Annotated in this window: 26 protein-coding genes; 19 read left to right on the forward strand and 7 right to left on the reverse strand. The window is 69.2% G+C overall.

Features of this window, described 5'->3' with window-relative positions; genetic code table 11:
- Positions 1-50: 50 nt before the first annotated feature.
- A complete protein-coding gene (locus W7S_RS02215; protein WP_036454483.1) occupies positions 51-464 on the forward strand; it encodes a VOC family protein in 414 nt (137 codons plus the stop codon).
- A gap of 23 nt (positions 465-487) precedes the next feature.
- Here W7S_RS02215 and W7S_RS02220 read toward each other — a convergent pair whose 3' ends face one another.
- On the reverse strand, positions 488-607 hold the full coding sequence (locus W7S_RS02220; RefSeq protein ID WP_014381724.1) for a hypothetical protein: 120 nt from the start codon (positions 605-607) through the stop codon (positions 488-490).
- A 70-nt stretch (positions 608-677) separates the two neighbouring features.
- On the opposite strand from W7S_RS02220, the gene ftsH reads away from it, so the two are divergent.
- The 14 genes from ftsH to clpC1 all read left to right on the forward strand — a co-directional run bounded on the left by ftsH (position 678) and on the right by clpC1 (position 15632).
- Positions 678-3110 (forward strand): ATP-dependent zinc metalloprotease FtsH, encoded by a 2433-nt coding sequence (gene ftsH / locus W7S_RS02225; RefSeq protein ID WP_014378980.1) that lies wholly within the window; start codon positions 678-680, stop codon positions 3108-3110.
- 16 nt (positions 3111-3126) lie between these two features.
- Positions 3127-3741: a GTP cyclohydrolase I FolE gene (gene folE / locus W7S_RS02230; RefSeq protein WP_036458135.1), complete on the forward strand. Its 615-nt coding sequence runs from the start codon at positions 3127-3129 to the stop codon at positions 3739-3741.
- Entirely contained in the window at positions 3738-4589 is an 852-nt protein-coding gene (gene folP / locus W7S_RS02235) for a dihydropteroate synthase (protein ID WP_085976422.1), read from the forward strand. The genes folE and folP overlap by 4 nt, the downstream gene beginning before the upstream one ends.
- The gene (gene folB / locus W7S_RS02240; protein ID WP_008263472.1) at positions 4582-4971 is read left to right on the forward strand and encodes a dihydroneopterin aldolase; all 390 of its coding nucleotides are present in this window, start codon (positions 4582-4584) and stop codon (positions 4969-4971) included. Before folP ends, folB begins: the two co-directional genes overlap by 8 nt.
- Before the next feature lie 64 nt (positions 4972-5035).
- Complete coding sequence (gene folK, locus W7S_RS02245) at positions 5036-5554, forward strand: 2-amino-4-hydroxy-6-hydroxymethyldihydropteridine diphosphokinase (protein ID WP_008263487.1); 519 nt, start codon at positions 5036-5038, stop codon at positions 5552-5554.
- Positions 5554-6030: a DUF3180 domain-containing protein gene (locus tag W7S_RS02250; RefSeq protein ID WP_008263488.1), complete on the forward strand. Its 477-nt coding sequence runs from the start codon at positions 5554-5556 to the stop codon at positions 6028-6030. The genes folK and W7S_RS02250 overlap by 1 nt, the downstream gene beginning before the upstream one ends.
- Positions 6031-6116: 86 nt before the next feature.
- Positions 6117-7541: a DUF6779 domain-containing protein gene (locus W7S_RS02255; protein WP_014381726.1), complete on the forward strand. Its 1425-nt coding sequence runs from the start codon at positions 6117-6119 to the stop codon at positions 7539-7541.
- 114 nt (positions 7542-7655) lie between these two features.
- Complete coding sequence (locus W7S_RS02260) at positions 7656-8567, forward strand: Rossmann-like and DUF2520 domain-containing protein (RefSeq protein WP_008263492.1); 912 nt, start codon at positions 7656-7658, stop codon at positions 8565-8567.
- The gene (gene panC, locus W7S_RS02265; protein ID WP_008263493.1) at positions 8564-9502 is read left to right on the forward strand and encodes a pantoate--beta-alanine ligase; all 939 of its coding nucleotides are present in this window, start codon (positions 8564-8566) and stop codon (positions 9500-9502) included. The genes W7S_RS02260 and panC overlap by 4 nt, the downstream gene beginning before the upstream one ends.
- Positions 9502-9921: an aspartate 1-decarboxylase gene (panD, locus tag W7S_RS02270; protein WP_008263496.1), complete on the forward strand. Its 420-nt coding sequence runs from the start codon at positions 9502-9504 to the stop codon at positions 9919-9921. The genes panC and panD overlap by 1 nt, the downstream gene beginning before the upstream one ends.
- A gap of 2 nt (positions 9922-9923) precedes the next feature.
- Positions 9924-10739, forward strand: a complete 816-nt coding sequence (locus tag W7S_RS02275; protein WP_008263499.1) for a type III pantothenate kinase — start codon at positions 9924-9926, stop codon at positions 10737-10739.
- A 50-nt stretch (positions 10740-10789) separates the two neighbouring features.
- On the forward strand, positions 10790-12286 hold the full coding sequence (lysS, locus tag W7S_RS02280; protein WP_008263500.1) for a lysine--tRNA ligase: 1497 nt from the start codon (positions 10790-10792) through the stop codon (positions 12284-12286).
- Between the two features lie 127 nt (positions 12287-12413).
- The gene (gene lsr2, locus W7S_RS02285) at positions 12414-12752 is read left to right on the forward strand and encodes a histone-like nucleoid-structuring protein Lsr2 (RefSeq protein WP_008263502.1); all 339 of its coding nucleotides are present in this window, start codon (positions 12414-12416) and stop codon (positions 12750-12752) included.
- A gap of 336 nt (positions 12753-13088) precedes the next feature.
- Positions 13089-15632: an ATP-dependent protease ATP-binding subunit ClpC gene (gene clpC1 / locus W7S_RS02290; RefSeq protein WP_008263504.1), complete on the forward strand. Its 2544-nt coding sequence runs from the start codon at positions 13089-13091 to the stop codon at positions 15630-15632.
- 24 nt (positions 15633-15656) lie between these two features.
- Here clpC1 and W7S_RS02295 read toward each other — a convergent pair whose 3' ends face one another.
- Both W7S_RS02295 and mhuD read right to left on the reverse strand, forming a co-directional pair.
- Entirely contained in the window at positions 15657-17021 is a 1365-nt protein-coding gene (locus tag W7S_RS02295) for a serine hydrolase (protein ID WP_014710848.1), read from the reverse strand.
- Entirely contained in the window at positions 16996-17316 is a 321-nt protein-coding gene (mhuD, locus tag W7S_RS02300) for a mycobilin-forming heme oxygenase MhuD (RefSeq protein WP_036454488.1), read from the reverse strand. Before mhuD ends, W7S_RS02295 begins: the two co-directional genes overlap by 26 nt.
- 61 nt (positions 17317-17377) lie before the next feature.
- Here mhuD and W7S_RS02305 point away from each other — a divergent pair, with 61 nt between their 5' ends.
- Positions 17378-18148 (forward strand): alpha/beta fold hydrolase, encoded by a 771-nt coding sequence (locus W7S_RS02305; RefSeq protein ID WP_014710850.1) that lies wholly within the window; start codon positions 17378-17380, stop codon positions 18146-18148.
- 4 nt (positions 18149-18152) lie between these two features.
- Here W7S_RS02305 and W7S_RS02310 read toward each other — a convergent pair whose 3' ends face one another.
- Positions 18153-19064, reverse strand: coding sequence for an A/G-specific adenine glycosylase (locus W7S_RS02310; RefSeq protein WP_008263517.1), 912 nt, complete (start codon positions 19062-19064; stop codon positions 18153-18155).
- On the opposite strand from W7S_RS02310, the gene W7S_RS02315 reads away from it, so the two are divergent.
- Positions 19063-19680, forward strand: a complete 618-nt coding sequence (locus W7S_RS02315; RefSeq protein ID WP_008263518.1) for a carbonic anhydrase — start codon at positions 19063-19065, stop codon at positions 19678-19680. The genes W7S_RS02310 and W7S_RS02315 overlap by 2 nt on opposite strands.
- A gap of 138 nt (positions 19681-19818) precedes the next feature.
- Positions 19819-20622: a hypothetical protein gene (locus W7S_RS02320; RefSeq protein ID WP_085976473.1), complete on the forward strand. Its 804-nt coding sequence runs from the start codon at positions 19819-19821 to the stop codon at positions 20620-20622.
- A gap of 12 nt (positions 20623-20634) precedes the next feature.
- Here W7S_RS02320 and disA read toward each other — a convergent pair whose 3' ends face one another.
- Genes disA through W7S_RS02335 form a run of 3 tightly spaced genes read right to left on the reverse strand, consistent with a single transcriptional unit; the run spans position 20635 to position 23753 of the window.
- Positions 20635-21717 carry a DNA integrity scanning diadenylate cyclase DisA gene (gene disA / locus W7S_RS02325; RefSeq protein WP_008263522.1) on the reverse strand — a complete coding sequence of 361 codons (1083 nt, stop codon included), beginning with the start codon at positions 21715-21717 and terminating at the stop codon, positions 20635-20637.
- 16 nt (positions 21718-21733) lie between these two features.
- Positions 21734-23146: a DNA repair protein RadA gene (gene radA / locus W7S_RS02330; protein ID WP_008263524.1), complete on the reverse strand. Its 1413-nt coding sequence runs from the start codon at positions 23144-23146 to the stop codon at positions 21734-21736.
- Positions 23147-23195: 49 nt separating this feature from the next.
- A complete protein-coding gene (locus tag W7S_RS02335; RefSeq protein ID WP_008263526.1) occupies positions 23196-23753 on the reverse strand; it encodes a hypothetical protein in 558 nt (185 codons plus the stop codon).
- A gap of 278 nt (positions 23754-24031) precedes the next feature.
- Between W7S_RS02335 and carD the strand changes: the two genes are divergently transcribed.
- The gene (gene carD, locus W7S_RS02340; protein ID WP_003419482.1) at positions 24032-24520 is read left to right on the forward strand and encodes an RNA polymerase-binding transcription factor CarD; all 489 of its coding nucleotides are present in this window, start codon (positions 24032-24034) and stop codon (positions 24518-24520) included.

Genomic DNA, 24520 nt, shown 5'->3' on the forward strand with positions numbered 1-24520 from the left:
GGTTGCGCACTGAGAAGGGTCTCTTTGGCCCCGCGCAGCATAATTTGTGCATGCGATTGGACCACGTAGTTCTGTGGACGAAGGATCCGCGCGCGGCGATGGACTTCTATTCGAGGGTGGTCGGGCTGGCACCGGTGCGATTCGCCGAGTTCGAGGCCGCCGAGGCGCCTTTCCCCAGCGTGCGGGTGTCCGAGGATTCGATCATCGACCTGATGCCACTCGAGATGGCTTCCGGCGCGGTGTCGTCCGCGGTGGCCGAAGGAAGCGCCGGCCAACCGGTCAACCACGTGTGCCTTGCCCTGTCGAAGGCCGAATACGACGCGCTCGACGCGCGCCTGCAGGCCGAGGGCGTGGACACCACCGCGCGGCTGAACCACAGCTTCGGCGCGCGGGGCTGGGCGCCGCAGGGATTCTATTTCGCCGATCCCGACGGGAATGTGGTCGAGGCGCGCTACTACGAGTGACGCGACGCGGGAACCGCCCGTCGTTAACTGAACAGGGTGGTGGCGACCCGCTGCGCCCCGGCGCTGCCGGAGCTGGCGATCGCCGCGGAGCAGATGGTGGCGACCCGCTGCGCCCCGGCGCTGCCGGAGCTGGCGATCGCCACAGGCGGTAGCCTGGACTTTTCCAGCTGCGTGTATATCGGGGAAGGACCTGGCCGGCAAGGCCGATGATTGATGAACCGGAAAAACGTTATTCGCACCATCACGGCGATTGCTGTCGTGGTGCTGCTCGGCTGGTCGTTCTTCTATTTCAGCGACGACACTCGCGGCTATAAGCCCGTCGACACGTCCGTGGCGATGTCCCAGATCAACGGCGACAACGTCAAAAGCGCGCAAATCGACGATCGCGAGCAGCAGCTGCGCCTGACCCTGAAGAAGGGCAATGGCGACACGGACAACTCCGACAAGGTCATCACCAAATACCCGAGCGGGTATGCGGTCGACCTCTTCAACGCGCTGACCGCCAAGAACGCGAAGGTCAGCACCGTCGTCAACCAGGGCAGCATCCTGGGCGAGCTGCTGGTCTACGTCCTGCCGCTGCTGCTGCTGGTCGGGCTGTTCGTGATGTTCTCCCGCATGCAGGGCGGCGCCCGGATGGGCTTCGGGTTCGGCAAATCGCGCGCCAAGCAGCTCTCCAAGGACATGCCCAAGACCACGTTCGCCGACGTCGCCGGCGTCGACGAGGCGGTCGAGGAGCTTTACGAGATCAAGGACTTCCTGCAGAACCCCGGTCGCTATCAGGCGCTGGGCGCCAAGATCCCCCGGGGCGTGCTGCTCTACGGTCCGCCCGGGACCGGCAAGACGCTGCTCGCCCGCGCGGTGGCGGGCGAGGCCGGCGTCCCGTTCTTCACCATCTCCGGCTCAGACTTCGTCGAGATGTTCGTCGGTGTCGGTGCGTCCCGGGTACGCGACCTGTTCGACCAGGCCAAACAGAACAACCCGTGCATCATCTTCGTCGACGAGATCGACGCCGTTGGCCGCCAGCGCGGCGCGGGCCTGGGCGGCGGGCACGACGAGCGCGAGCAGACGCTGAACCAGTTGCTGGTCGAAATGGACGGGTTCGACCCGCGGGCCGGCGTGATCCTGATCGCGGCCACCAACCGGCCCGACATCCTGGACCCGGCGCTGCTGCGGCCCGGCCGCTTCGACCGGCAGATCCCGGTGTCCAACCCGGACCTGGCGGGCCGCAAGGCGGTGCTGGAGGTGCACTCCAAGGGCAAGCCGATCGGCCCGGATGCCGACCTCGCCGGGCTGGCCAAGCGGACCGTCGGCATGACCGGCGCCGACCTGGCCAACGTCATCAACGAGGCGGCGTTGCTCACGGCCCGGGAGAACGGCACCGTCATCACCAGCGCCGCCCTGGAAGAGGCGGTGGACCGGGTGATCGGCGGCCCGCGCCGCAAGGGCCGCATCATCAGCGAGCAGGAAAAGAAGATCACCGCCTACCACGAAGGCGGCCACACCCTGGCGGCCTGGGCGATGCCCGACATCGAGCCGATCTACAAGGTGACGATCCTGGCGCGAGGCCGCACCGGCGGGCACGCGGTGGCGGTGCCGGAGGAAGACAAGGGGCTGCGGACCCGCTCGGAGATGATCGCGCAGTTGGTGTTTGCCATGGGCGGGCGCGCCGCGGAGGAGCTGGTCTTCCGGGAGCCGACCACCGGCGCGGTGTCGGACATCGAGCAGGCCACCAAGATCGCGCGTGCCATGGTCACCGAATTCGGGATGAGCTCCAAACTCGGTGCGGTCAAATACGGTTCGGAACACGGCGACCCGTTCCTGGGCCGCACCATGGGAACGCAGGCGGACTATTCGCACGAGGTCGCCCGCGACATCGACGACGAGATCCGCAAGCTGATCGAGGCCGCGCACACCGAGGCGTGGGAAATCCTCACCGAATACCGCGACATCCTCGACACCCTCGCCGGCGAGCTGCTGGAAAAGGAAACCCTGCACCGGGCCGAACTGGAAAGCATCTTCTCGGGCGTCGAAAAGCGCCCGCGGCTCACCATGTTCGACGATTTCGGTGGCCGCATCCCGTCGGACAAGCCGCCCATCAAGACCCCCGGCGAGCTGGCCATCGAGCGTGGCGAGCCGTGGCCGCCGCCCACCCCCGAGCCGGCGTTCAAGGCGGCCATCGCGCGGGCCAGCGAAGCGGCACGGCTGGAGGCCGACCGAAACGCCAACGGCGGCAACGGTTCTCACGGCGGTCAGGCCAGCGGTAAGGGTGCGCCGCACGGGCCCACCCAGCCGGACTACGGCGCGCCGGCGGGCTGGCGCGCGCCGGGATGGCCGCCGCAAGCGCAGCAACCGCAGCAGCAGCCGAACTATTGGCATCCGCCGGCGCAGCCGCCACAGCAGCCCTATTGGCAGCAACCGGCGCCCAGTTATCCGGGCCCGCAGCCCTATCCCGGTCAGCAGGGCCACGCCGGCCACCAGCAGGGCTATCCGGGCGGGCAGGGTCGTTCCGGCCAGCAGGGCCAGGCGCAGCCGTCGTACCCGCCGTACCCGCCGTATCCCCCACCGGGACAGCCCGCCCAGGAGGGTGGCTCGCCCGACCGGCAGGATGACGACGTGAGCCGGTCCAATCCGCCGGCCCACGGCTGAGCAAACGGAGGATTCGATGGCTTTAAGCGGTTTGGAGCCGGACACCGCGATGTCCAAGATGCGGGTCTTCGACCAGGACCGTGCCGAGGCCGCGGTCCGCGAGTTGCTGTGCGCGATCGGCGAAGACCCGGACCGGCACGGGCTGCGGGAAACCCCGGCCCGCGTCGCCCGCGCCTACCGGGAGATGTTCGCCGGGCTCTACACCGATCCGGACAGCGTGTTGAACACCATGTTCGACGAGGATCACGACGAGTTGGTGCTGGTCAAGGAAATCCCGCTGTACTCCACGTGCGAACACCACCTGGTGTCGTTCCACGGGGTGGCCCACGTCGGCTACATCCCGGGCAACGACGGCAGGGTCACCGGCCTGTCGAAGATCGCGCGACTGGTCGATCTGTACGCCAAGCGGCCCCAGGTGCAGGAACGGCTCACCAGCCAAATCGCCGACGCCCTTGTGAAAAAGCTCAATCCGCGCGGTGTGATCGTCGTGGTCGAGGCCGAGCACCTGTGCATGGCGATGCGCGGTGTCCGCAAGCCCGGAGCGACGACCACGACCTCGGCGGTGCGCGGAATATTCAAAACGAACGCCGCTTCTCGAGCCGAGGCGCTCGACCTCATCCTGCGGAAGTGAGCCTGGCGCCTGTGCAGGTAATGGGAGTTCTGAACGTCACTGACGATTCGTTCTCCGACGGCGGCCGCTATCTCGACCCCGACAAAGCCGTGGCACACGGATTGGCGCTGGCCGCCGACGGCGCCGACATCGTCGACGTCGGGGGAGAATCCACCCGTCCCGGTGCCACGCGCGTCGACGCCCGTGTCGAGGCCTCCCGGGTCGTCCCCGTGGTCAAAGAGCTTTCCTCGCAAGGCATTACGGTGAGCATCGATACCATGCACGCCGACGTCGCGCGGGCGGCGCTGTGCAGCGGCGCGCGGATCGTCAACGACGTGTCCGGCGGCCGGGCCGATCCCGCCATGGCGCCGCTGCTGGCCGAGGCGAAAGTGCCTTGGGTGCTGATGCATTGGCGCTCCGTGTCGGCGCAGCGTCCGCACGCGGCCCCGGACTATCGTGACGTGGTCGCCGAGGTGCGCGCCGAGTTGCTTGCCAGTGTCGACGCCGCGGTGTCCGCCGGTGTCGATCCCGCTCAGCTGATGATCGATCCGGGGCTGGGATTCGCCAAGACGGGACAACACAATTGGGCGCTGCTGCATGCGCTGCCGCGATTGGTCGCCACCGGGATCCCGGTGCTGCTGGGCGCGTCGCGCAAACGGTTCCTCGGTACGTTGCTGGCCGGGCCCGACGGTTCGCCGCGGCCCCCCGACGGGCGTGAGACGGCGACCGCGGTGATTTCCGCGCTCGCCGCGCTGCACGGGGCCTGGGGGGTACGGGTGCACGATGTGCGCGCCACGGTCGATGCGCTCAAGGTCGTGGCGGCGTGGAACGACGAGACGCACACTGGGCTGGCTGAACACGATGGCTGATCGAATCGAGTTGCGCGGGTTGAAGGTTCGCGGGCAACACGGGGTTTTCGACCACGAACGCGCGAGCGGGCAGGACTTCGTCGTCGACGTCACCGTGTGGATCGATCTGGCGTCGGCCGCCGCCACCGACGACCTGACCGACACCTACGACTACGGCGCGCTGGCCCGGCTGGCGGCCGACGTCGTGGCGGGACCCGCGCGAAACCTGATCGAGACCGTCGCCGCCCAGATCGCCGATGAGGTGATGGACGACGAACGCGTGCACGCCGTCGAGGTGGTGGTGCACAAGCCGCAGGCCCCGATCCCGCAGCAGTTCGCCGACGTCTCGGTGGTGGTGCGGCGGTCCCGGCGCGGTGGCCGGGGTTCGGTGGTGCCGTTATGACGCGTGTTGACGACGATGATGCCGGCTCGGTCCTGTGCGGAGCCGGGATCGAGGAGTGGCGCGGATGACCAGAGTGGTGTTGTCCATCGGGTCCAACCTGGGGGACCGGCTGGCGCGGTTGCAGTCGGTCGTCGACGGGCTGGGGGACGCGGTGCTCGCCGTGTCACCGGTGTACGAGACCGACCCCTGGGGCCGGGTCGATCAGGCGCCGTTCCTGAACGCGGTGCTGATCGCCGACGACCCGGCCTGCGACGGGCAGGGCTGGCTGGCCCGGGCGCAGGAGTTCGAGCGCGCGGCGGGCAGGGTCCGCGGCGAGCGCTGGGGGCCGCGCACCCTCGACGTCGACCTGATCGCCTGTTACGGGCAAGCTGAGGTGACCTCGCGGGAGAACAACCTGACGCTCCCGCATCCGCTGGCCCATTTGCGGGCCTTCGTGCTGATCCCCTGGCTGGCGGTCGACCCGGACGCTCGGCTGACGGTCGCCGAAGGGCCGCGTCCCGTCGCGCAGTTGCTGGCCGAACTGGAGCCCGCCGACCGTGCCGCCGTACGGCGCTCCGACCTGACGCTCGAGCTCACAACCTGATGGGGCCCACCCGCAAGCGTGACCTGACGGCCGCGGTGGTCGGCGCCGCCGTGCTGGGTTACCTGCTGGTCAACGGCCTGTACCGGTGGTTTCCCCCGATCACGGTGTTGACCGGCCTGTCGTTGCTGGCGGTGGCCATCGGCGAGGCGCTGTGGGCGCGCTACGTGCGCGCCAAGATCGCCGACGGCGAAATCGGCCCCGGTCGGGGCAGGTTGCATCCGCTTGCGGTGGCACGCAGCCTGATGGTCGCCAAGGCGTCGGCCTGGGTGGGGGCGTTGATGCTGGGCTGGTGGGTGGGACTGCTGGTGTACTTCCTGCCGCGCCGGTCCTGGCTGCGGGCCGCCGCCGAGGACACCACCGGAACGGTGGTGGCGGCCATCAGCGCGCTGGCATTGGTGGTCGCCGCGCTGTGGCTGCAACATTGCTGCAAGTCCCCGTACGACCCGACCGAGCGCGGCGAGGGCGCCGAAACCTAGCGCCGATCGATCGGCGGATCAACCCAGGTGAGAATCGCCGGAGTAGGGCGACACGCGGATTGACCTCGCGCAGGTACAGTCAGGCCATGACCGTTCTGTCCCGCGGCGCCCGGGTGCGGCGCGGCGGCCGCAGGCCGGGGTGGGTGCTCTTGACCGCGTTGCTGGTCCTCGCGATAGGTGCCAGTTCCGCATTGGTTTTCACCAATCGGGTGGAACTCCTCAAGCTCGCTGTAATCCTGGCGCTGTGGGCCGCAGTCGCCGGCGCCTTCGTTTCCGTGCTCTATCGCCGCCAAAGCGACGCCGATCAAGCCCGCGTCCGCGATCTCAAGCTGGTCTACGACCTCCAGCTCGACCGGGAGATCTCGGCCAGGCGCGAATACGAACTGACCGTGGAGTCCCAGCTGCGTCGCGAGCTGGCCTCCGAGTTGCGCGCCCAGGCCGCCGACGATCTGGCCGAACTGCGCGCCGAGCTGAGCGCCTTGCGCACCAGCCTGGAAATCCTGTTCGACACCGACCTCGCGCACCGCCCCGCGCTCGGGACCGTCGAGAGCGAGCCGCAACCGGAGCGCGCCTACAGCGAGTGGGATCGCAACGGCGAGACCCCCCGCGACAACCCCGTCGATTGGGTGCCCAGCGATCGGGTCACTTCGGTGCCCCAGGACAACCCGCGCGGCCGCGCCGACGAGACGGCCATCATCGACGTCCCCGAAGAACCCCTACTGCCGCCCCGCCAACCGCCGCCACCCCGTCGGGAACGGCCCCGCTACCAGTACGAACCGCCCCAAGAACCCGCGTATCCGGCGCCGGAGCCGGCCTACGCCCCACCGCCGCCGGAGCCCCGGTTCGAACCCCGCCAGCAACCGCCACCGCAACCCGAACCCGAACCGCAGGCTCCGCCGGAGCCCGAACCACAGCCTGCGCCCCGGGCGGAGCGGCACCGCCAGGACTGGCAGCCGACGGCCGCGGAAGGCCAGTGGTTGCCACCCGGGACACCGGGCAGCAACTGGACCGGCGCCGACGCCCCCGGGGAACCGGCGGGCGGGCGGCGGCGCGCCCGGCATTCGGGCCCCGACGAGTCCCGAGACGAACCTCGGGACGAAGCCCGGGACGAATACCGAGACGAAGCCTGGGACGGCCTGCCCGTCGAGCCCCTGCCCCAACCGCCCTACGCCGAGTCCGGCCGCCGGGCACGGTCACGCCATTCGGCGGAGTACCGCGACTACGGGGTGCGCAGTTTCGCCCCCGGCACCGAGCCACCGGCCCCGGCGCCGCCCCCGCCGCCCGAGCCCCCGGTGCAGCAGGGCCCGCCCGCCGGCGCGCCCCCGCCGCCGCGGCTGGCGCCGCCGCCGGCACCGGAGCACACGCCCCGGCACGGCGGTGATCCCCAGCGCGAGGACGCCGGCGCCGCCGGAGAGACCACCGCCACGGGCGGCCAGTCGGTGGCCGACCTGCTGGCCCGCCTGCAGGTGCAGCCCTCCGAGGGCGGCCGGCGTCGCCGCCGCGAAGGCTGAGCTGGGAGCTTCCTCACATTGGGAAACGCCTGGTGATCGACTAGAGTCTTGGTGACCGAACGGTACCCACCTGGTGGGACCGGAACGAACAAGAAATCTGTGAGGTCGTCTGCGATGGTGCAGTTCGACGGTCTGCGCCCGGCCAGGCTCAAGGTGGGAATCATCTCCGCCGGCCGGGTGGGCACCGCGCTCGGTGTCGCGCTGGAGCGCGCGGACCACGTCGTGGTGGCGTGCAGCGCCATCTCCCATGCGTCGCGGCAGCGGGCGCAGCGCCGCCTGCCCGACACCCCGGTGGCGACGCCGCCCGACGTCGCCGCCGGCGCCGAGCTGTTACTGCTCGCGGTTCCCGACAGCGAACTCGCCGGCCTGGTATCCGGGCTGGCCGCGACGTCGGCCGTGCGGCCCGGGACCATCGTGGTCCACACGTCCGGCGCCAACGGGGTGAGCGTCCTGGCGCCGCTGGCCGCGCAGGGCTGCATCCCGCTGGCGATCCACCCGGCCATGACGTTCACCGGCTCCGACGAGGACATCAGCAGGCTGCCGGACACCTGCTTCGGCATCACGGCGGCCGACGAGGTCGGGTACGCGATCGGTCAATCGCTCGTCCTGGAGATGGGCGGGGAGCCGTTCTGCGTCGCCGAGGACGCCCGCGTCCTCTACCACGCGGCGCTGGCCCACGCGGGCAACCACATCGTGACCGTGCTCGCCGACGCCCTGGAGGCGCTGCGCGCCGCGCTGCGGGGCAGCGAGCTGCTCGGCCAACAGTCCGTCGACGACCAGCCGGGCGGCATCGCCGAACGCATCGTCGGCCCGCTGGCCCGGGCGGCGCTGGAGAACACCCTGCAACGCGGGCAGGCCGCGCTCACCGGCCCGGTCGCGCGCGGCGACGCCGCCGCGGTCGCCGGGCATCTGGCGGCCCTGGCCGGGGTCGGACCCGAACTGGCGCAGGCGTATCGGGTGAACGCCCTGCGAACCGCGCAGCGCGCGCACGCCCCCCAGGACGTCGTGGAGGTGCTGGCGCCATGACCCGAGCAAAACCCCCGGCCTTCAAGGCGGGCGAACTCAACCTGTACCCGAACCCGCGTGATGTCACCGACGTCAGCCGCGCCCTGCGCCACACCGGCCGCCGGGTGATGCTGGTGCCCACCATGGGCGCGCTGCACGACGGCCATCTGGCGTTGGTGCGGGCGGCCAAGCGGGTGCCCGGCTCGGTGGTCGTGGTCTCGATCTTCGTCAACCCCCTGCAATTCGGCGCCGGTGAGGATCTCGACGCCTATCCCCGCACCATGGACGACGACCTCGCGCTGCTGCGCGCAGAAGGCGTCGAAATCGTCTTCGCCCCAACGGCCGCCGCGATGTATCCCGACGGGCTGCGCACCACGGTGCAGCCCGGACCGCTGGCCGCCGAGCTCGAGGGCCGCCACCGGCCCACCCATTTCGCGGGCGTGCTCACCGTCGTGTGCAAGCTGCTGCAGATCGTGCGCCCGGACCGGATCTTCTTCGGCGAGAAGGACTATCAGCAGCTGGTGATGATCCGCCAGATGGTCGCCGACCTCAACATCGACGCCCAGGTCGTCGGGGTGCCGACCGTCCGGGAATCCGACGGCCTGGCGATGTCGTCGCGCAACCGCTACCTCGACCCCACGCAACGCGAACTGGCGGTGACGCTTTCGGCCGCGCTGACTGCTGGCGCCCACGCCGCGCACCACGGCGGCGCGGCCGCGCTGGACGCGGCGCGCGCGGTGCTCGACGCCGTCCCCGCGCTCACGGTCGACTACCTCGAGCTGCGCGACGCCGGGCTCGGGCCGGCGCCCGCCCACGGTTCGGCCCGGCTGCTGGTCGCCGCCCGGCTGGGCACCACCAGGCTGCTGGACAACATCGAAATGCAGATCGAAACACCCGCCGGCACCTCAGGGCCGGACGGCAATCACGAATACGCCCAATCACCTTGGAGGAATTGATGCTACGGACGATGCTCAGGTCGAAGATCCACCGGGCCACCGTCACGCAGGCCGACCTGCACTACGTGGGCTCGGTGACCATCGACGCCGATCTGATGGACGCGGCGGACCTGCTCGAAGGCGAACAGGTGACCATCGTCGACATCGACAACGGCGCCCGCCTCGTCACCTACGCCATCACCGGCGAACGCGGCAGCGGCGTGATCGGGATCAACGGTGCCGCAGCGCATCTCGTCCACCCGGGCGACCTGGTGATCCTGATCGCGTACGGGACCATGGAGGAGGCGGAGGCCCGGGCGTATCGGCCGCGGATCGTCTTCGTCGACGCCGACAACAAACCGGTCGACCTCGGCCACGACCCGGCGTTCGTGCCCGAAGACGCGGCCGAGCTGCTGGATCCCCGGATCGTTGCGCGGTAGCCGTGCTGCTGGCGATCGACGTCCGTAACACCCACACCGTCGTCGGGCTCATATCGGGCGCCAAGGAGCACGCAAACGTCGTGCAGCAGTGGCGGATCCGCACCGAATCGGAGATCACCGCGGATGAATTGGCGCTGACCATCGACGGATTGATCGGCGACGACTCCGAGCGGCTCACCGGCGCCGCCGCGCTGTCGACCGTCCCCTCGGTGCTGCACGAGGTGCGGCTCATGCTCGACCAGTACTGGCCGTCGGTGCCCCACGTGCTGATCGAGCCCGGGGTGCGCACCGGCATCCCGCTGCTGGTGGACAACCCCAAAGAGGTGGGCGCCGACCGAATCGTCAACTGCCTGGCGGCCTTTCACAAGTTCGGTCAGGCCGCCATCGTCATCGACTTCGGGTCCTCGATCTGCGTGGACGTCGTGTCGGCCAAGGGCGAATTCCTCGGCGGCGCGATCGCGCCCGGGCTGCAGGTTTCCTCCGATGCCGCGGCGGCCCGCTCGGCCGCGCTGCGCCGCGTCGAGCTGACCCGGCCCCGTTCGGTGATCGGCAAGAACACGGTCGAGTGCATGCAGGCCGGTGCGGTGTTCGGGTTCGCCGGTCTGGTCGACGGCCTGGTCGGACGCATCCGTGACGACGTGGACGGCTTTGCCGGTGACGACGTCGCCATCGTGGCCACCGGACACACCGCGCCCCTGCTGCTGCCCGAGCTGCAGACCGTCAGCCATTACGAACAGCACCTGACCCTGCACGGCCTGCGGCTGGTCTTCGAACGCAACCGCGACGCCCAGCGCGGCCGGCTGAAGACCGCCCGCTAGGGCGCCCGCCGGTCAAGGGCACCACGAGAGTTGATTTAAGCTGGCACGTCGTGAGTGCCGACGAGCCAGATATTCCCGAGCAGTACCGGATCCGCCGGGACAAGCGCGCTCGGCTGCTCGCCGAGGGGCGCGACCCCTACCCGGTCGCCGTCGAACGCACCCACACGTTGGCGCAGGTCCGCGCCGCCCACCCCGACCTGCCGGTCGACACCGCGACCGACGACGTCGTCGGCGTCGCCGGCCGGGTGATCTTCGCCCGCAACTCGGGAAAGCTCTGCTTCGCCACGCTGCAGGAGGGCGACGGCACCACGCTGCAGGTGATGGTCAGCCTCGACAAGGTGGGCCGCGAATCCCTCGACGCGTGGAAGGCCGACGTCGACCTGGGCGACATCGTCTACGTGCACGGCAACGTGATCAGCTCACGGCGCGGCGAATTGTCCGTGCTGGCCGATTCGTGGCGGATGGCGTCGAAGTCGTTGCGTCCGCTACCGGTCGCGCACAAGGAGATGAGTGAAGAGGCGCGGGTGCGGCAGCGCTACGTCGACCTGATCGTCCGCCCGCAGGCGCGCACGGTCGCCCGGCAGCGGATCGCGGTCATCCGCGCCATCCGCAACGCATTGGAGCGCCGCGGCTTTCTCGAAGTCGAAACCCCGATGTTGCAGACGCTCGCCGGCGGCGCGGCCGCGCGGCCCTTCATCACACATTCCAATGCGCTGGACATCGATCTCTACTTGAGGATCGCACCGGAACTGTTCCTCAAGCGGTGCGTGGTCGGCGGTTTCGACAGAGTTTTCGAACTAAATCGCGTGTTTCGAAACGAAGGTGCGGATTCCACGCATTCTCCCGAATTCTCCATGCTCGAGACCTACCAGGCGTACGGAACGTATGACGATTCGGCGGTTGTGACGCGCGAGCTTATTCAAGAGGTCGCCGACGAGGCGATCGGAACCCGACAACTACCGCTGCCCGACGGCAGTGTCTACGACATAGACGGAGAATGGGCTTCGATCGAAATGTACCCGTCGTTGTCGTCGGCGCTCGGTGAAGAGATCACGCCGGAGGCGACGGTGGAAAAGCTGCTCGGCATCGCCGATCGCCTCGGCGTCGAGATCCCGCGCGACCGTGGTTACGGACACGGAAAGATCGTCGAGGAGCTGTGGGAGCACACGGTGGGCAACGCGCTCGTCGCACCCACGTTCGTGCGGGACTTCCCGGTCGAGACAACACCTTTGACGCGCCAGCACCGCAGCATCGCCGGCGTCACCGAGAAGTGGGACCTGTATGTGCGCGGGGTCGAGCTGGCCACCGGTTACTCGGAATTGAACGACCCGGTCGTGCAGCGGGAGAGGTTCGCCGCCCAAGCGCGCGCGGCGGCCGCCGGCGACGACGAGGCCATGGTGCTCGACGAGGATTTTCTTGCCGCACTCGAGTATGCGATGCCGCCATGTACCGGAACGGGAATGGGTATCGACCGGTTGTTGATGACATTGACCGGACTGTCAATTCGGGAGACAGTTTTGTTCCCCATTGTTCGGCCACACTCGTAGTCGAAAAGCTCAACCCTGCAACGCCCGTACAGATTGAGTATGCTGCGTTGTTATGGCAGATTGGTGACCGGGGAGGTCGATCCAATCTGCTCAGCAACTGCTCAGGACGAAATGCGAGGGTGAGCCAATGGCAAAAAAAGTGACCGTCACCTTGGTCGATGATTTCGACGGTGCCGGCGCAGCCGACGAAACGGTCGAATTCGGGCTTGACGGGGTGACCTATGAGATTGATCTTTCGTCCAAGAATGCCGCGAAACTTCGCGGGGATCTGAAGCAGTGGGTGGAAGCCGGTCGCCGCGTCGGCGGCCGCCGGCGGGGGCGGTCCGGCTCGGGACGCGGGCGCGGCGCCATCGACCGTGAGCAGAGCGCGGCGATCCGCGAATGGGCTCGCCGGAACGGGCACAACGTGTCGACGCGCGGCCGCATCCCGGCCGACGTCATCGACGCGTTCCACGCCGCAACCTGACAGTCTTCAAACCGGCGCCCGGGCCCCAAGCCCGGGCGCCGGTTTGTCATTTCGCTCGGCGCGAAACGATGGTCGGGCGTCCCGGGAAACGAATTGGGACATTGCAACGTTTCTTGGGATACGGCGGGTAAAGCCCCAGGCAGTCGCAAGTGAGATCAGGGCCGGAACGACCGAGTTGCGTCGACAGCGAACGAGGCCGCACAAGGTTAGGTCCGCCGGCAAGCCGACCATTACAGTGGATGGCAGGTACGCGATTCCGGCCACAGGGGACCGGCAGGGTTGTTCGAAGGGCCGCTAACTAGTTTGTACCGATGTTGAGGGAGAGCAGGTAACCCGATGTTTGAAAGATTTACCGACCGTGCCCGCAGGGTCGTCGTCCTGGCGCAAGAAGAGGCCCGGATGCTCAACCACAACTACATCGGCACCGAGCACATCCTGCTGGGTTTGATTCACGAGGGCGAAGGCGTCGCGGCGAAGTCGCTGGAGTCGCTGGGCATCTCGCTCGAGGGCGTTCGCAGCCAGGTCGAGGAGATCATCGGCCAGGGCCAGCAGGCGCCGTCGGGCCACATCCCGTTCACCCCGCGCGCCAAGAAGGTTCTCGAGCTGAGCCTGCGCGAGGCGCTGCAGCTCGGCCACAACTACATCGGCACCGAGCACATCCTGCTGGGCCTGATCCGTGAGGGTGAGGGCGTGGCCGCGCAGGTGCTGGTGAAGCTGGGCGCGGAGCTGACCCGGGTGCGCCAGCAGGTCATCCAGCTGCTGAGTGGCTACCAGGGCAAGGAGGCCGCCGAGGCGGGCACCGGTGGCCGCGGTGGCGAGTCCGGCAGCCCCTCGACGTCGTTGGTGCTCGACCAGTTCGGCCGCAACCTGACGGCCGCCGCGATGGAAGGCAAGCTGGACCCGGTCATCGGCCGCGAGAAGGAAATCGAGCGGGTGATGCAGGTGCTGAGCCGGCGCACCAAGAACAACCCGGTGCTGATCGGCGAGCCCGGCGTCGGCAAGACGGCCGTCGTCGAGGGCCTGGCGCAGGCCATCGTGCACGGCGAGGTCCCGGAGACACTCAAGGACAAGCAGCTCTACACGCTGGACCTGGGCTCGCTGGTCGCGGGCTCGCGCTACCGCGGTGACTTCGAGGAACGCCTCAAGAAGGTGCTCAAGGAGATCAACACCCGCGGCGACATCATCCTGTTCATCGACGAGCTGCACACCCTGGTGGGTGCGGGCGCCGCCGAGGGCGCGATCGACGCCGCGTCGATCCTCAAGCCCAAGCTGGCCCGCGGCGAGCTGCAGACGATCGGCGCCACCACGCTCGACGAGTACCGCAAGTACATCGAGAAGGACGCCGCCCTGGAGCGCCGCTTCCAGCCGGTGCAGGTCGGGGAGCCGACGGTGGAGCACACCATCGAGATCCTCAAGGGCCTGCGCGACCGCTACGAGGCGCACCACCGGGTCTCGATCACCGACCCGGCGCTGGTCGCGGCGGCCACCCTGGCCGACCGCTACATCAACGACCGGTTCCTGCCGGACAAGGCGATCGACCTGATCGACGAGGCGGGCGCCCGGATGCGGATCCGCCGGATGACCGCGCCGCCAGACCTGCGCGAGTTCGACGAGAAGATCGCCGACGCGCGCCGGGAGAAGGAATCGGCGATCGACGCCCAGGACTTCGAGAAGGCGGCCAGCCTGCGGGATCGGGAGAAGCAGCTGGTGGCCCAGCGCGCCGAGCGCGAAAAGCAGTGGCGCTCCGGCGATCTCGACGTGGTCGCCGAGGTCGACGACGAGCAGATCGCCGAGGTGCTGGGCAACTGGACGGGCATCCCGGTGTTCAAGCTCACCGAGGCCGAGACCACGCGGTTGCTGCGCATGGAGGACGAGCTGCACAAGCGGATCATCGGCCAGGAGGACGCCGTCAAGGCCGTCTCCAAGGCGATCCGCCGCACCCGCGCCGGGCTGAAAGACCCCAAGCGCCCGTCGGGTTCGTTCATCTTCGCCGGCCCGTCCGGTGTCGGTAAGACCGAGCTGTCCAAGGCGCTGGCGAACTTCCTGTTCGGCGACGACGACGCGCTCATCCAGATCGACATGGGCGAGTTCCACGACCGGTTCACCGCGTCGCGGTTGTTCGGCGCCCCGCCGGGATACGTCGGCTATGAGGAGGGCGGCCAGCTCACCGAGAAGGTGCGCCGCAAGCCGTTCTCCGTGGTGCTGTTCGACGAGATCGAGAAGGCGCACCAGGAGATCTACAACAGCCTGCTGCAGGTCCTCGAGGACGGTCGGCTCACCGACGGTCAGGGACGCACGGTGGACTTCAAGAACACCGTGCTGATCTTCACCTCGAACCTCGGCACGTCCGACATCTCCAAGCCGGTCGGCCTGGGCTTCACCCAGGGTGGCGGTGAGAACAACTACGAGCGGATGAAGCAGAAGGTCAACGACGAGCTGAAGAAGCACTTCCGCCCGGAGTTCCTCAACCGCATCGACGACATCATCGTCTTCCACCAGCTGACCCGCGACGAGATCATCCGGATGGTCGATCTGATGATCCAGCGCGTCGGCAACCAGCTCAAGAGCAAGGACATGGCGATGGAGCTGACCGACAAGGCCAAGGCATTGCTGGCCAAGCGCGGCTTCGACCCCGTGCTGGGTGCCCGTCCGCTGCGGCGCACCATCCAGCGCGAGATCGAGGACCAGCTCTCGGAGAAGATCCTCTTCGAGGAGGTCGGTCCCGGCCAGGTTGTCACGGTCGACGTCGACAACTGGGACGGCGAGAGCGCCGGCGAGGACGCGAAGTTCACCTTCACCGGCACCCGCAAGCCGCCGGCCGAGCCGGACCTGGCCAAGGCCGGGGCGCACGCCGCGCCGCAGGGGCCGGACCCGCAGTAGCGAGCGGTTCTCGCGGCGCCGGCGCTATCGCGGCGCGATCAACGCGAAGGCCTGCTTGGCGACCTGCAGCATCCAGCCGGTCACGGTCGGCCCGTGGTCGCGCGGCCAGGTCAGCTGGAAGCTGACCACCCAGGGCTGCCGCGTCTTGTCGACGGCATACCAGCTGAACGTCAAATCACCCGGCAGGCCACCGGCTTTCGCGCCGATGTAGGGCCACACGTTGCGGTCCAGCTGGATACCCGCCACCGCGGAGAGGATTTCGCGCACCGGCGCGGCCTCGCCGACGGCGTCGGCCTGCAGCGCCGCGTGGACCCGGCAGATGTCCTCGGCGTTGCCGTACCACTCCGCGCCGTACGAGGACGCGGGTGAGTGGGCGCGCATCGGATCCGGGTCGTACGGCGTGGAATTCGCCTGCTGAAGCAGTTGGGCCCGCACCTGGGGGGACCCGTGCTCCCATTGGCCGCGCAGGTCGGGTCTGCCCCAGCCGACCGAGAAAAGCTCGTACATGGTGGGGAAGGGCGTCATGCTGGCCGGGTCGTGATGGCCGGCCGTGGCGAGCGCTTCGGAGATGGCCTGCGTGCCCAACTTTCCGATCAGCAGATCGGTGGCCATATTGTCGCTGGTGGCGATCATCTTCTCGGCGGCCTTGCGAACCGAGACGTGGGCCCCGGCGGGCAGCGCCAAACCCGACGAGCCGACGGCCCGGCTCTTGTCGGTGACGGTCAGTTGGTCATCCCAGGACACCGTGCCGTTCTTGATGGCGCTGGCCAGGGCATGCAACACGTACAGCTTGAAAATCGATGCCAGCGGCAGGGATTCGCGGGCGTTGGTGCCCGCCACCGGGTTGCAGTGGCCGTCGTCGACCTTGGCGACCTGATAGGAGTAGCGCGCGCCGGTCTTGCTCAGCACCGCGTCGATGTCCTGCCACGACTTGACCGTCGGCGCCCGGGTGTCCAGGTCGAACCGGTCCACCCACCCGCCGTCGTCGGTGTGGATCCGGATGTCTTGGCGGGCACCGTAGGACGACGTCAGGTGAAGCGTGGCCACGCTCGCACCGATGTCGACGCCGTCGAGGGTGAACGGGCGATCCCACCACAGCGCCTCCATGGTGGTCTGCACCGACTCGACCTTGTCGGCGGCGGCCAGCGTGCCGACCCCGACCGGCCCGATGGGCCAGTCCGAGTTGAGCATGTCCAACGTCTGCTGGGCGCGAATGCCGGGCGGGGTCCGGGTGTCGATCTGCCGTCCCGGATTTGCCGCGTTCGCCTGCGGTGAGGGGGAGGGGGCGCAGCCGGGCGCCGAGGTGACGATCAGTGTGGTGGCGGCGCTCAGCGCCAGCGCGCGGCGCCAGGCCGACCGCCCGCTAGCCAGCCTGCTTGTTTGCGGCAACGTCCAGCACAACCTCGAATTCCAGCAGGGACGCCCCGGTCGCCACCGGGTTGGCCCGATGGCCGGCGTGGGCCTCGATGGCCGGACCCTTCGCCCACGCCTGGAACGCCTCGTCGGACTCCCAGTGCGTCACCACGAAGTAGCGCTCCTCGCCCTGGACCGGGCGCAGCAACTGGAAGCCGAGGAAGCCGGGCTGATTCTCCACCGCGTGCGCGCGGTGGGCGAACCGCTTCTCCAGTTCGGGGCCGGCGTCGGCGGGAACTTCGATTGCGTTGATCTTCACCACAGGCGGCATGCCGCTAGGCTACCCCGCCCCCCGCGCCGTTCAACTAGGGCGGTCCACGCAAGATGGTGGCATGCCCGGCGATTTGTTGACGCGTCACGGGGGACGCGGCGAGCCGTTGGTGCTGGTGCACGGCCTGATGGGGCGCGGGACCACGTGGACGCGTCAACTGCCGTGGCTGACCCGCTTGGGCACCGTCTACAGCTACGACGCGCCATGGCATCGGGGACGCGACGTCGACGATCCGCACCCGATCAGCACCGAGCGGTTCGTGGCCGACCTGGGTGACGCGGTGGGCGAGTTGGGCGGTCGAGCCAGGATCGTCGGGCATTCGATGGGTGCCCTGCACGCGTGGTGCCTGGCCGCGCAGCGCCCCGAACTGGTTTCCGCGCTGGTGCTCGAGGACATGGCTCCAGACTTCCGCGGCCGCACCACCGGCCCGTGGGAGCCTTGGCTGCACGCGCTTCCGGTCGAATTCGATTCCGCGGAGCAGGTATTCGCCGAATTCGGGCCCGTCGCCGGGCAGTATTTCCTGGAGGCGTTCGACCGCACCGAAACCGGGTGGCGGCTGCACGGTCACACCTCACGATGGATCGAGATCGCCGCGGAGTGGGGCACCCGCGACTACTGGGCGCAGTGGCGGGCGGTGCGCGCCCCGTCGCTGCTCATCGAGGCCGGCAACTCGGTCACCCCGCCGGGCCAGATGCGGCAGATGGCCGAAAGCGGCGATGCCGCAACGTATTTGCGTGTTCCGCAAGCGGGTCACCTGATCCACGACGAAGCGCCCGGCCAATACCGCGAAGCGGTGCAGGCTTTCCTGGCCGCGCCGCATCCGCGGGCCTGATCCGCTACCCCTCGCCGGCCAACGCGAACCGGCCGTCGCGGGTCTGTGTCACCAGGCCGTCGGCGAGCAGCGAATACAGCGCCCGGTCGCGCTGCGCGGTGTCGGTCAGCCACGCCACGTCCAGCTCGGCCCGACTGGCCGGGGAATCCTTGGCGCGCAACACATCCAGCAGGCGGCCGCGAACCTGGCGGTCGGTGCCGGCATAGGTCTGGACGCGTCGCGGCGGTCCTTGCGCGGCGGGATAACCCGCGCGCCGCCAGGCGCATTGGCCCAGCGGGCACAGCCCGCATCGCGGGGTGCGCGCGGTGCACACCGTCGCTCCCAGCTCCATCAGCGCGACCGAGAACTGCGGTGCGGTCGCGTCGTCGGGTAGCAGAGCCGACACGTCGCCGTGGTCGCGGGTCGCGGACGGCGCGCCCGCGTCGGCCAGGCCGTGCACGACGCGCGCCACCACCCGGCGCACGTTGGTGTCGACCACCGGCACCCGCCGGCGATAGGCGAAGCAGGCGACGGCGCGCGCGGTGTAGCTGCCGACGCCGGGCAGCGTCAGCAGGGTATCGACGTCATCGGGGACGACGTCGTCGTGATCGCGCGCGATCACGGTGGCGCACTCGTGTAATCGCTTGGCCCGCCGCGGATAACCGAGCTTGCCCCAGGCGCGCAACACGTCCGCGGCGCTGGCCGCGGCCGTCGCCGACGGGGTCGGCCAGCGCCGCACCCAATCCGACCAGATCGGCAACACCCGGGCCACCGGCGTCTGCTGCAACATGAACTCGCTGACCAGGATCTGCCAGGCGCTCACCCCGGGTTCGCGCCAGGGCAGGTCGCGGCGTGAGGTCTCGTACCAGGCCAAAAGATTGGTAACTGATATGTATGCCGGACCCGGCGTTGCTTGTTCCGGCATGATGGCAGCCATGCCTAACACCAGTCCGGTAACAGCGTGGAAGTCACTCAAAGAGGGTAACGAGCGATTCGTCGCCGGTAAGCCGCAGCATCCCAGCCAAAGTGTTGAGCATCGAGCCAGCCTGGCCGCCGGGCAGAGTCCCACCGCGGTCGTGTTCGGCTGCTCGGACAGCCGGGTCGCCGCCGAGCTCATCTTCGACCAGGGCCTGGGCGACATGTTCGTGGTGCGCACCGCCGGGCAGGCCATCGACACCGCGGTCCTGGGTTCCATCGAGTTCGCGGTGAGCGTGCTCAACGTGCCCCTCATCGTCGTCCTGGGTCACGACAGCTGCGGCGCGATCAAGGCCGCCCTGGGCGCGATCGAAGAGGGATCCATCCCGGGCGGTTTCGTGCGCGACGTGGTGGAGCGGGTCGCGCCGTCGATCCTGATGGGCCGCCGTGACGGCCTGAACCGCGTCGAGGAGTTCGTGGAGCGACACGTACGCGAAACCGTGGCGCAGCTGGTGTCGCGGTCCACGGCGATCGCCGAGCGGATCGCCGACGGCACGGTCGCGGTGGCCGGTGTCACCTACCACCTTGCCGACGGGCGCGCGGCGTTGTGTGACCACGTCGGCGACATCGGCGAATAGCGGGCCGAATAGCGGGGCCGATCGCGGGCGAATGGGCCGCGCGGTCGGCCGCCACTAACACGGCGATTGGCCGGCAAACCTAGCGACACGCCGAGGCGGGTCAACCGAATCGGCGTGACCTGGGCCTACGCTGCGAACGTGCTCGATCTGGAACCGCGTGGCCCGCTACCCACCGAGATCTATTGGCGGCGCAGAGGCCTGGCCGTGGGCATCGCGGTCGTCGTGATCGGGATCGTGGCCGCCACCGTCATCGCGTTCATGGGGCACAGCTCGGGAGCCAAGCCCACCACCGCCGACAAGCCGAACTCGGCGCAGAGCAAGCCGGGATCGCCCGCGCCCCAGGCGCCGCCACCGGCGGGGCCCGAAAGCCCCGCCCCCGGGGCGCCGCCGGCGCAGGGCCAGAACCCCGAGACGCCCACCCCCACCGCCGCGGTGCAGCCGCCGCCGGTGCTGAAGGAGGGTGACGACTGCCCCGACTCGACGCTGGCGGTCAAGGGCCTGACCAACGCTCCCCAGTACTTCATCGGTGACCAGCCGAAGTTCACCATGGTCGTCACCAACATCGGGCTGGTCGCGTGCAAGCGCGACGTCGGGGCCGCGGTGCTGGCGGCCTACGTCTACTCGCTGGACAACAAGCGGCTGTGGTCGAACCTGGACTGCGCGCCGTCCAACGAGACGCTGATCAAGACCTTCACGCCGGGCGAGCAGGTGACCACCGCGGTGACGTGGACGGGCATGGGATCGGCGCCGCACTGCCCGTTGCCGCGGCCGGCGATCGGGCCGGGCACCTACAACCTGGTCGTCCAGCTGGGCAATCTGCGCTCGATGCCGGTGCCGTTCATCATGAACCAGCCCCCGCCGCCGCCGGGCCCGGTGCCCGGCCCGGGCCAGCCCGGCGCCGTGCCGCAGCCGGAGGCGCCGCCGATGCCCCCGGCCGGCTGACCTCAACGAGCATTAGCTCAGTGAGTCGGTGATCGTCGACTCCGCCAGCTGCGACAGCCCCTCCCGCACGTGGCGCGCCCACATCGCGCCGATGCCGTCGACCGATTGCAGGTCGCTGGCGCTGGCCGCCAACACGTTCTGCAGCGTCCCGAACGAGCGGACCAGCAGATCGGCGTGGGCGAACTGCAGCCGGGGGATGCCGGCCAGCGCGCGGTAGCCGCGCGGGCTGACCGCCGAATCCTGCGCCTCCGTCGTCGTCGGGTAGCCGAAAACCTTTGCCAGAGCGGTGAAGTCGAGCAGCTCGGTGTCCGAGAGCGCGTCCAGCTCGTCCAGCGTCGCGGTCAGCTGCGCTTCGGACAGCGGCTCCGGGCTGGCGTGGTAGTCCCGCACGATCAGCTCCCGGGCGATGTCGTTGCCGCCGAGCAGCTCGTCGAGCTGCAGCCGCAGCTGGCGCCCGTCGGTGCCGAGTTCGACGACGTCGTTGTCGATCACCTGGCCGATCCGCCGGACCAGCTCGAGGCGCTGCACCACCGTCAGGACGTCGCGCAGGGTGACGAAGTCCTCGATCTCGGCCCGCGACAGCTGCCGGCTGACCTCGTCGAGCCTGATCTTGTACCGCTCCAGGGTGGCGATGGCCTGATTGGCCCGCGACAGGATCGTCGCGGAATCGGCGACCACGTGGCGCTCCCCGCCCACGTAGACGGTCACGATGTTCATCGAGTGGCTCACCGAGATCACCGGGTATCCGGTCTGGATCGCCGCCCGCTCCGCCGACCGGTGTCGAGTCCCCGATTCGTCGGTGGCGATCGACGGGTCCGGCACCAACTGCACGTTGGCGCGCACGATGCGGCTGCCGTCGGTGGACAGCACCACGGCGCCGTCCATCTTTGCCAGCTCGCGCAGCCGGGTCGGCGCGTAGCGCACGTCCAGCGCGAAGCCGCCGTCGCAGATGGCTTCGACGTTTTCGTCGTTGCCGAGCACGATCAGCGCGCCGGTGCGGCCGCGCAGGATGCGTTCCAGGCCGTCACGCAGCCCGGTCCCCGGCGCCAGGCGGGCAACGGTGTCACGCAACGTCGGTCGGGTCACAGCGTGCATTCTGCGGCCCATCGCGTCACGCGTCCAGCCGGTACGGGTTTGCGGGGCCGCCCCGGCGCTCGGCGATGTCGATCATGTGCTGGAGCGCCGCGACGATGGTGGGCGCGCGCAGCGCGCGCATCCCGCGGGGCACGATATCGCGCCGGGGGTCGTCGCCGTCCGGGATGAGCGCGACGGTGAATCCCTGGCGCGCGGCCTCGGACAGCCGCCGCTCCATGCCGCTGACCCGCCGCAGGTCGCCGGCCAGGCCCACCTCCCCGATCATCACCGCCGTGGTGGGCAGGGGCAGATCGGCCAGCGCGGACGCCAGCGCGACCGCGACCGCCAGGTCCGATGACGGGTCGGTCAGCCGCATGCCGCCGACGGTGGACAGGTAGATGTCGTGGGCGGCGACGGGCAACTTGGCGTGCTTTTCCAGCACGGCGGTGATCATGGCGGCCCGCGAATGGTCGATGCCGCTGACGGCGCGGCGCGGCGAACCGCCCGACGGCGAGGCCAGCAGGGCCTGCACCTCGCCGATGAGCGGACGTTTGCCGTCGAGGGTCACCGTGATCGCGGTGCCCGGAACCGGCGCGGGGCGCTGGTCCAAGAACAGGTTCGACGGGTCGGCGACCCCTTCGATCCCGTTGTCGTGCAACAGGAAACACCCGACCTCGTCGGCGGCGCCGAACCGGTTCTTGATGCCCCGGACCATCCGCAGCGAGCCGTTGCGGTCACCCTCGAAGTGCAGGACCACGTCGACGAGGTGCTCGAGGGAACGCGGCCCGGCGATGGCCCCGTCCTTGGTGACGTGCCCGACCAGGATCAGCGCGACCCCGTTGGTCTTGGCCGCCGCGGTCAGCGCCGACGTCACCGCCCGCACCTGCGTGACGCCGCCGGCGACGCCGTCGGCCTCGGTGGTGGACATGGTTTGCACCGAGTCCACGATCACCAGCGCGGGCTTGACCGTGGCGATGTGCTCGAGCACGGTGTGCAGGTCGGATTCGGCGGCCAGGTACAGCTCGTCGCCGCCGCAGCCGATGCGGTCGGCGCGCAACCGGATCTGGCCGGCGGACTCCTCGCCGGAGATGTACAGCGCGCGGCGGCCGGATTCCGCCCAGCGGTGGGCGACCTCGAGCAACAGCGTCGACTTCCCCACGCCCGGATCGCCCGCCAGCAGCGTGACCGAACCGGGCACCACGCCGCCGCCGAGCACCCGGTCGAGTTCGCCTACGCCCGTCGTGCGGTGCTGGCTGGCGCCCGGCTCGATGGACGTGATCGGCACGGCCTGCGACGCCGCGGCACGAACGGCGCGGCGCCCGGCGACGGTACTGAGCACCGGGACCTCGTCAACGGTGCCCCAGGTGCCGCACTCGAGGCAGCGGCCGACCCATTTCGCGGTGACGTGCCGGCATTCCGAGCAGCGGTATTGCGAGCGCGCGGTTGCCACGTGATGACGGTATCGAGCCGCTACGACTAGCCCCCGTCACGACAGGCGGTTACCCCGCGTGATTTTGGTGCGGCGGGGTCACTCCGGCCGAAATCGGGACCAGCACGGTGGCCTGCCCGGCCTTCTCGAAGTTGAACGTGAAGTTGTAGGTCAGGCCGTTCGAGATGGGCTTGGCCAAGGTGACGGTCGCCTTGGCCGCGGTGCTGGAATCGATCGGTCCCGGCGCCACCTTCTGGCCCTCGGGCGTGCCGATGAACAGCATCCCGCCGGCGGGCAGGCGGGTGTCGCCGCTGATCGCCACGGCGCCGACGTCGCTGGTGATGCCGACGAGCCTGTCCGGGGTGGTCGGCGACTGGTTGACGGCCACCAGCACCAGGTCGACCGCCCGGCCGGGCTGCAGGAAGTCACCCGTCTGCGTGGCCTGGAGGTGGATGTTGCGCAACGCCACGTTGTTGAAGGTGACCTTGTTCCCGTTGATGGCGGGCTCCTGCACCGCCATCTGCGAAACCTGACCGGCCCCGCAACCGCTGAGCAGCGCGGCCAGCACGGCCAGCACGCCGGCCACGGCGATCGCGGGAAGGCCGAGGCGGATCTTGAAGCGGTTCACTCTCTACAGCCTCCTGCTCGGCCGGTTCGACTAATGCAACTATGCACAGTAGTAGGGACGCTGTGCACGCGGTAGCGCGGGGCGCCAGACCAGCGCAGGAGCTGTTTTAAAGGCCGCCAACCGCCCGGTCCGGGGGCGTTGGTAATGTGCTGCACTGCACGACTTGGTCCCCATGTCAACCCCTAATCTGCGCGTGTTGTGCCCCTGACCTGCATCGTTGCTTCGCGCGTGGTTAGGCGGGCGTGTTAGGATGAAGTAACGAAAGGGGCTCGAATCAGATGATCTTCAAGGTCGGCGACACCGTTGTTTATCCGCATCACGGTGCTGCGTTAGTCGAGGCGATCGAAACCCGGACGATCAAAGGGGAACAAAAAGAATATCTCGTCTTGAAGGTGGCGCAGGGAGACCTGACCGTTCGAGTTCCCGCGGAGAACGCCGAGTACGTCGGCGTCCGCGACGTCGTCGGACAGGAAGGCCTCGACAAGGTGTTCCAGGTGCTGCGCGCCCCGCACACCGAGGAGCCGACGAACTGGTCGCGCCGCTACAAGGCCAATCTCGAAAAGCTTGCCTCCGGCGACGTCAACAAGGTGGCCGAGGTGGTGCGCGACCTGTGGCGCCGCGACCAGGAGCGCGGACTGTCGGCCGGTGAGAAGCGCATGCTGGCCAAGGCCCGCCAGATCCTCGTCGGTGAACTGGCGTTGGCGGAGAGCACCGACGACGCCAAGGCGGAGACCATCCTCGACGAGGTTCTGGCCGCCGCTTCCTGA

Origin of the sequence: Mycobacterium sp. MOTT36Y (genome assembly GCF_000262165.1) — a bacterium.
In the GTDB taxonomy this organism is placed as follows: Bacteria; Actinomycetota; Actinomycetes; order Mycobacteriales; family Mycobacteriaceae; genus Mycobacterium; species Mycobacterium intracellulare.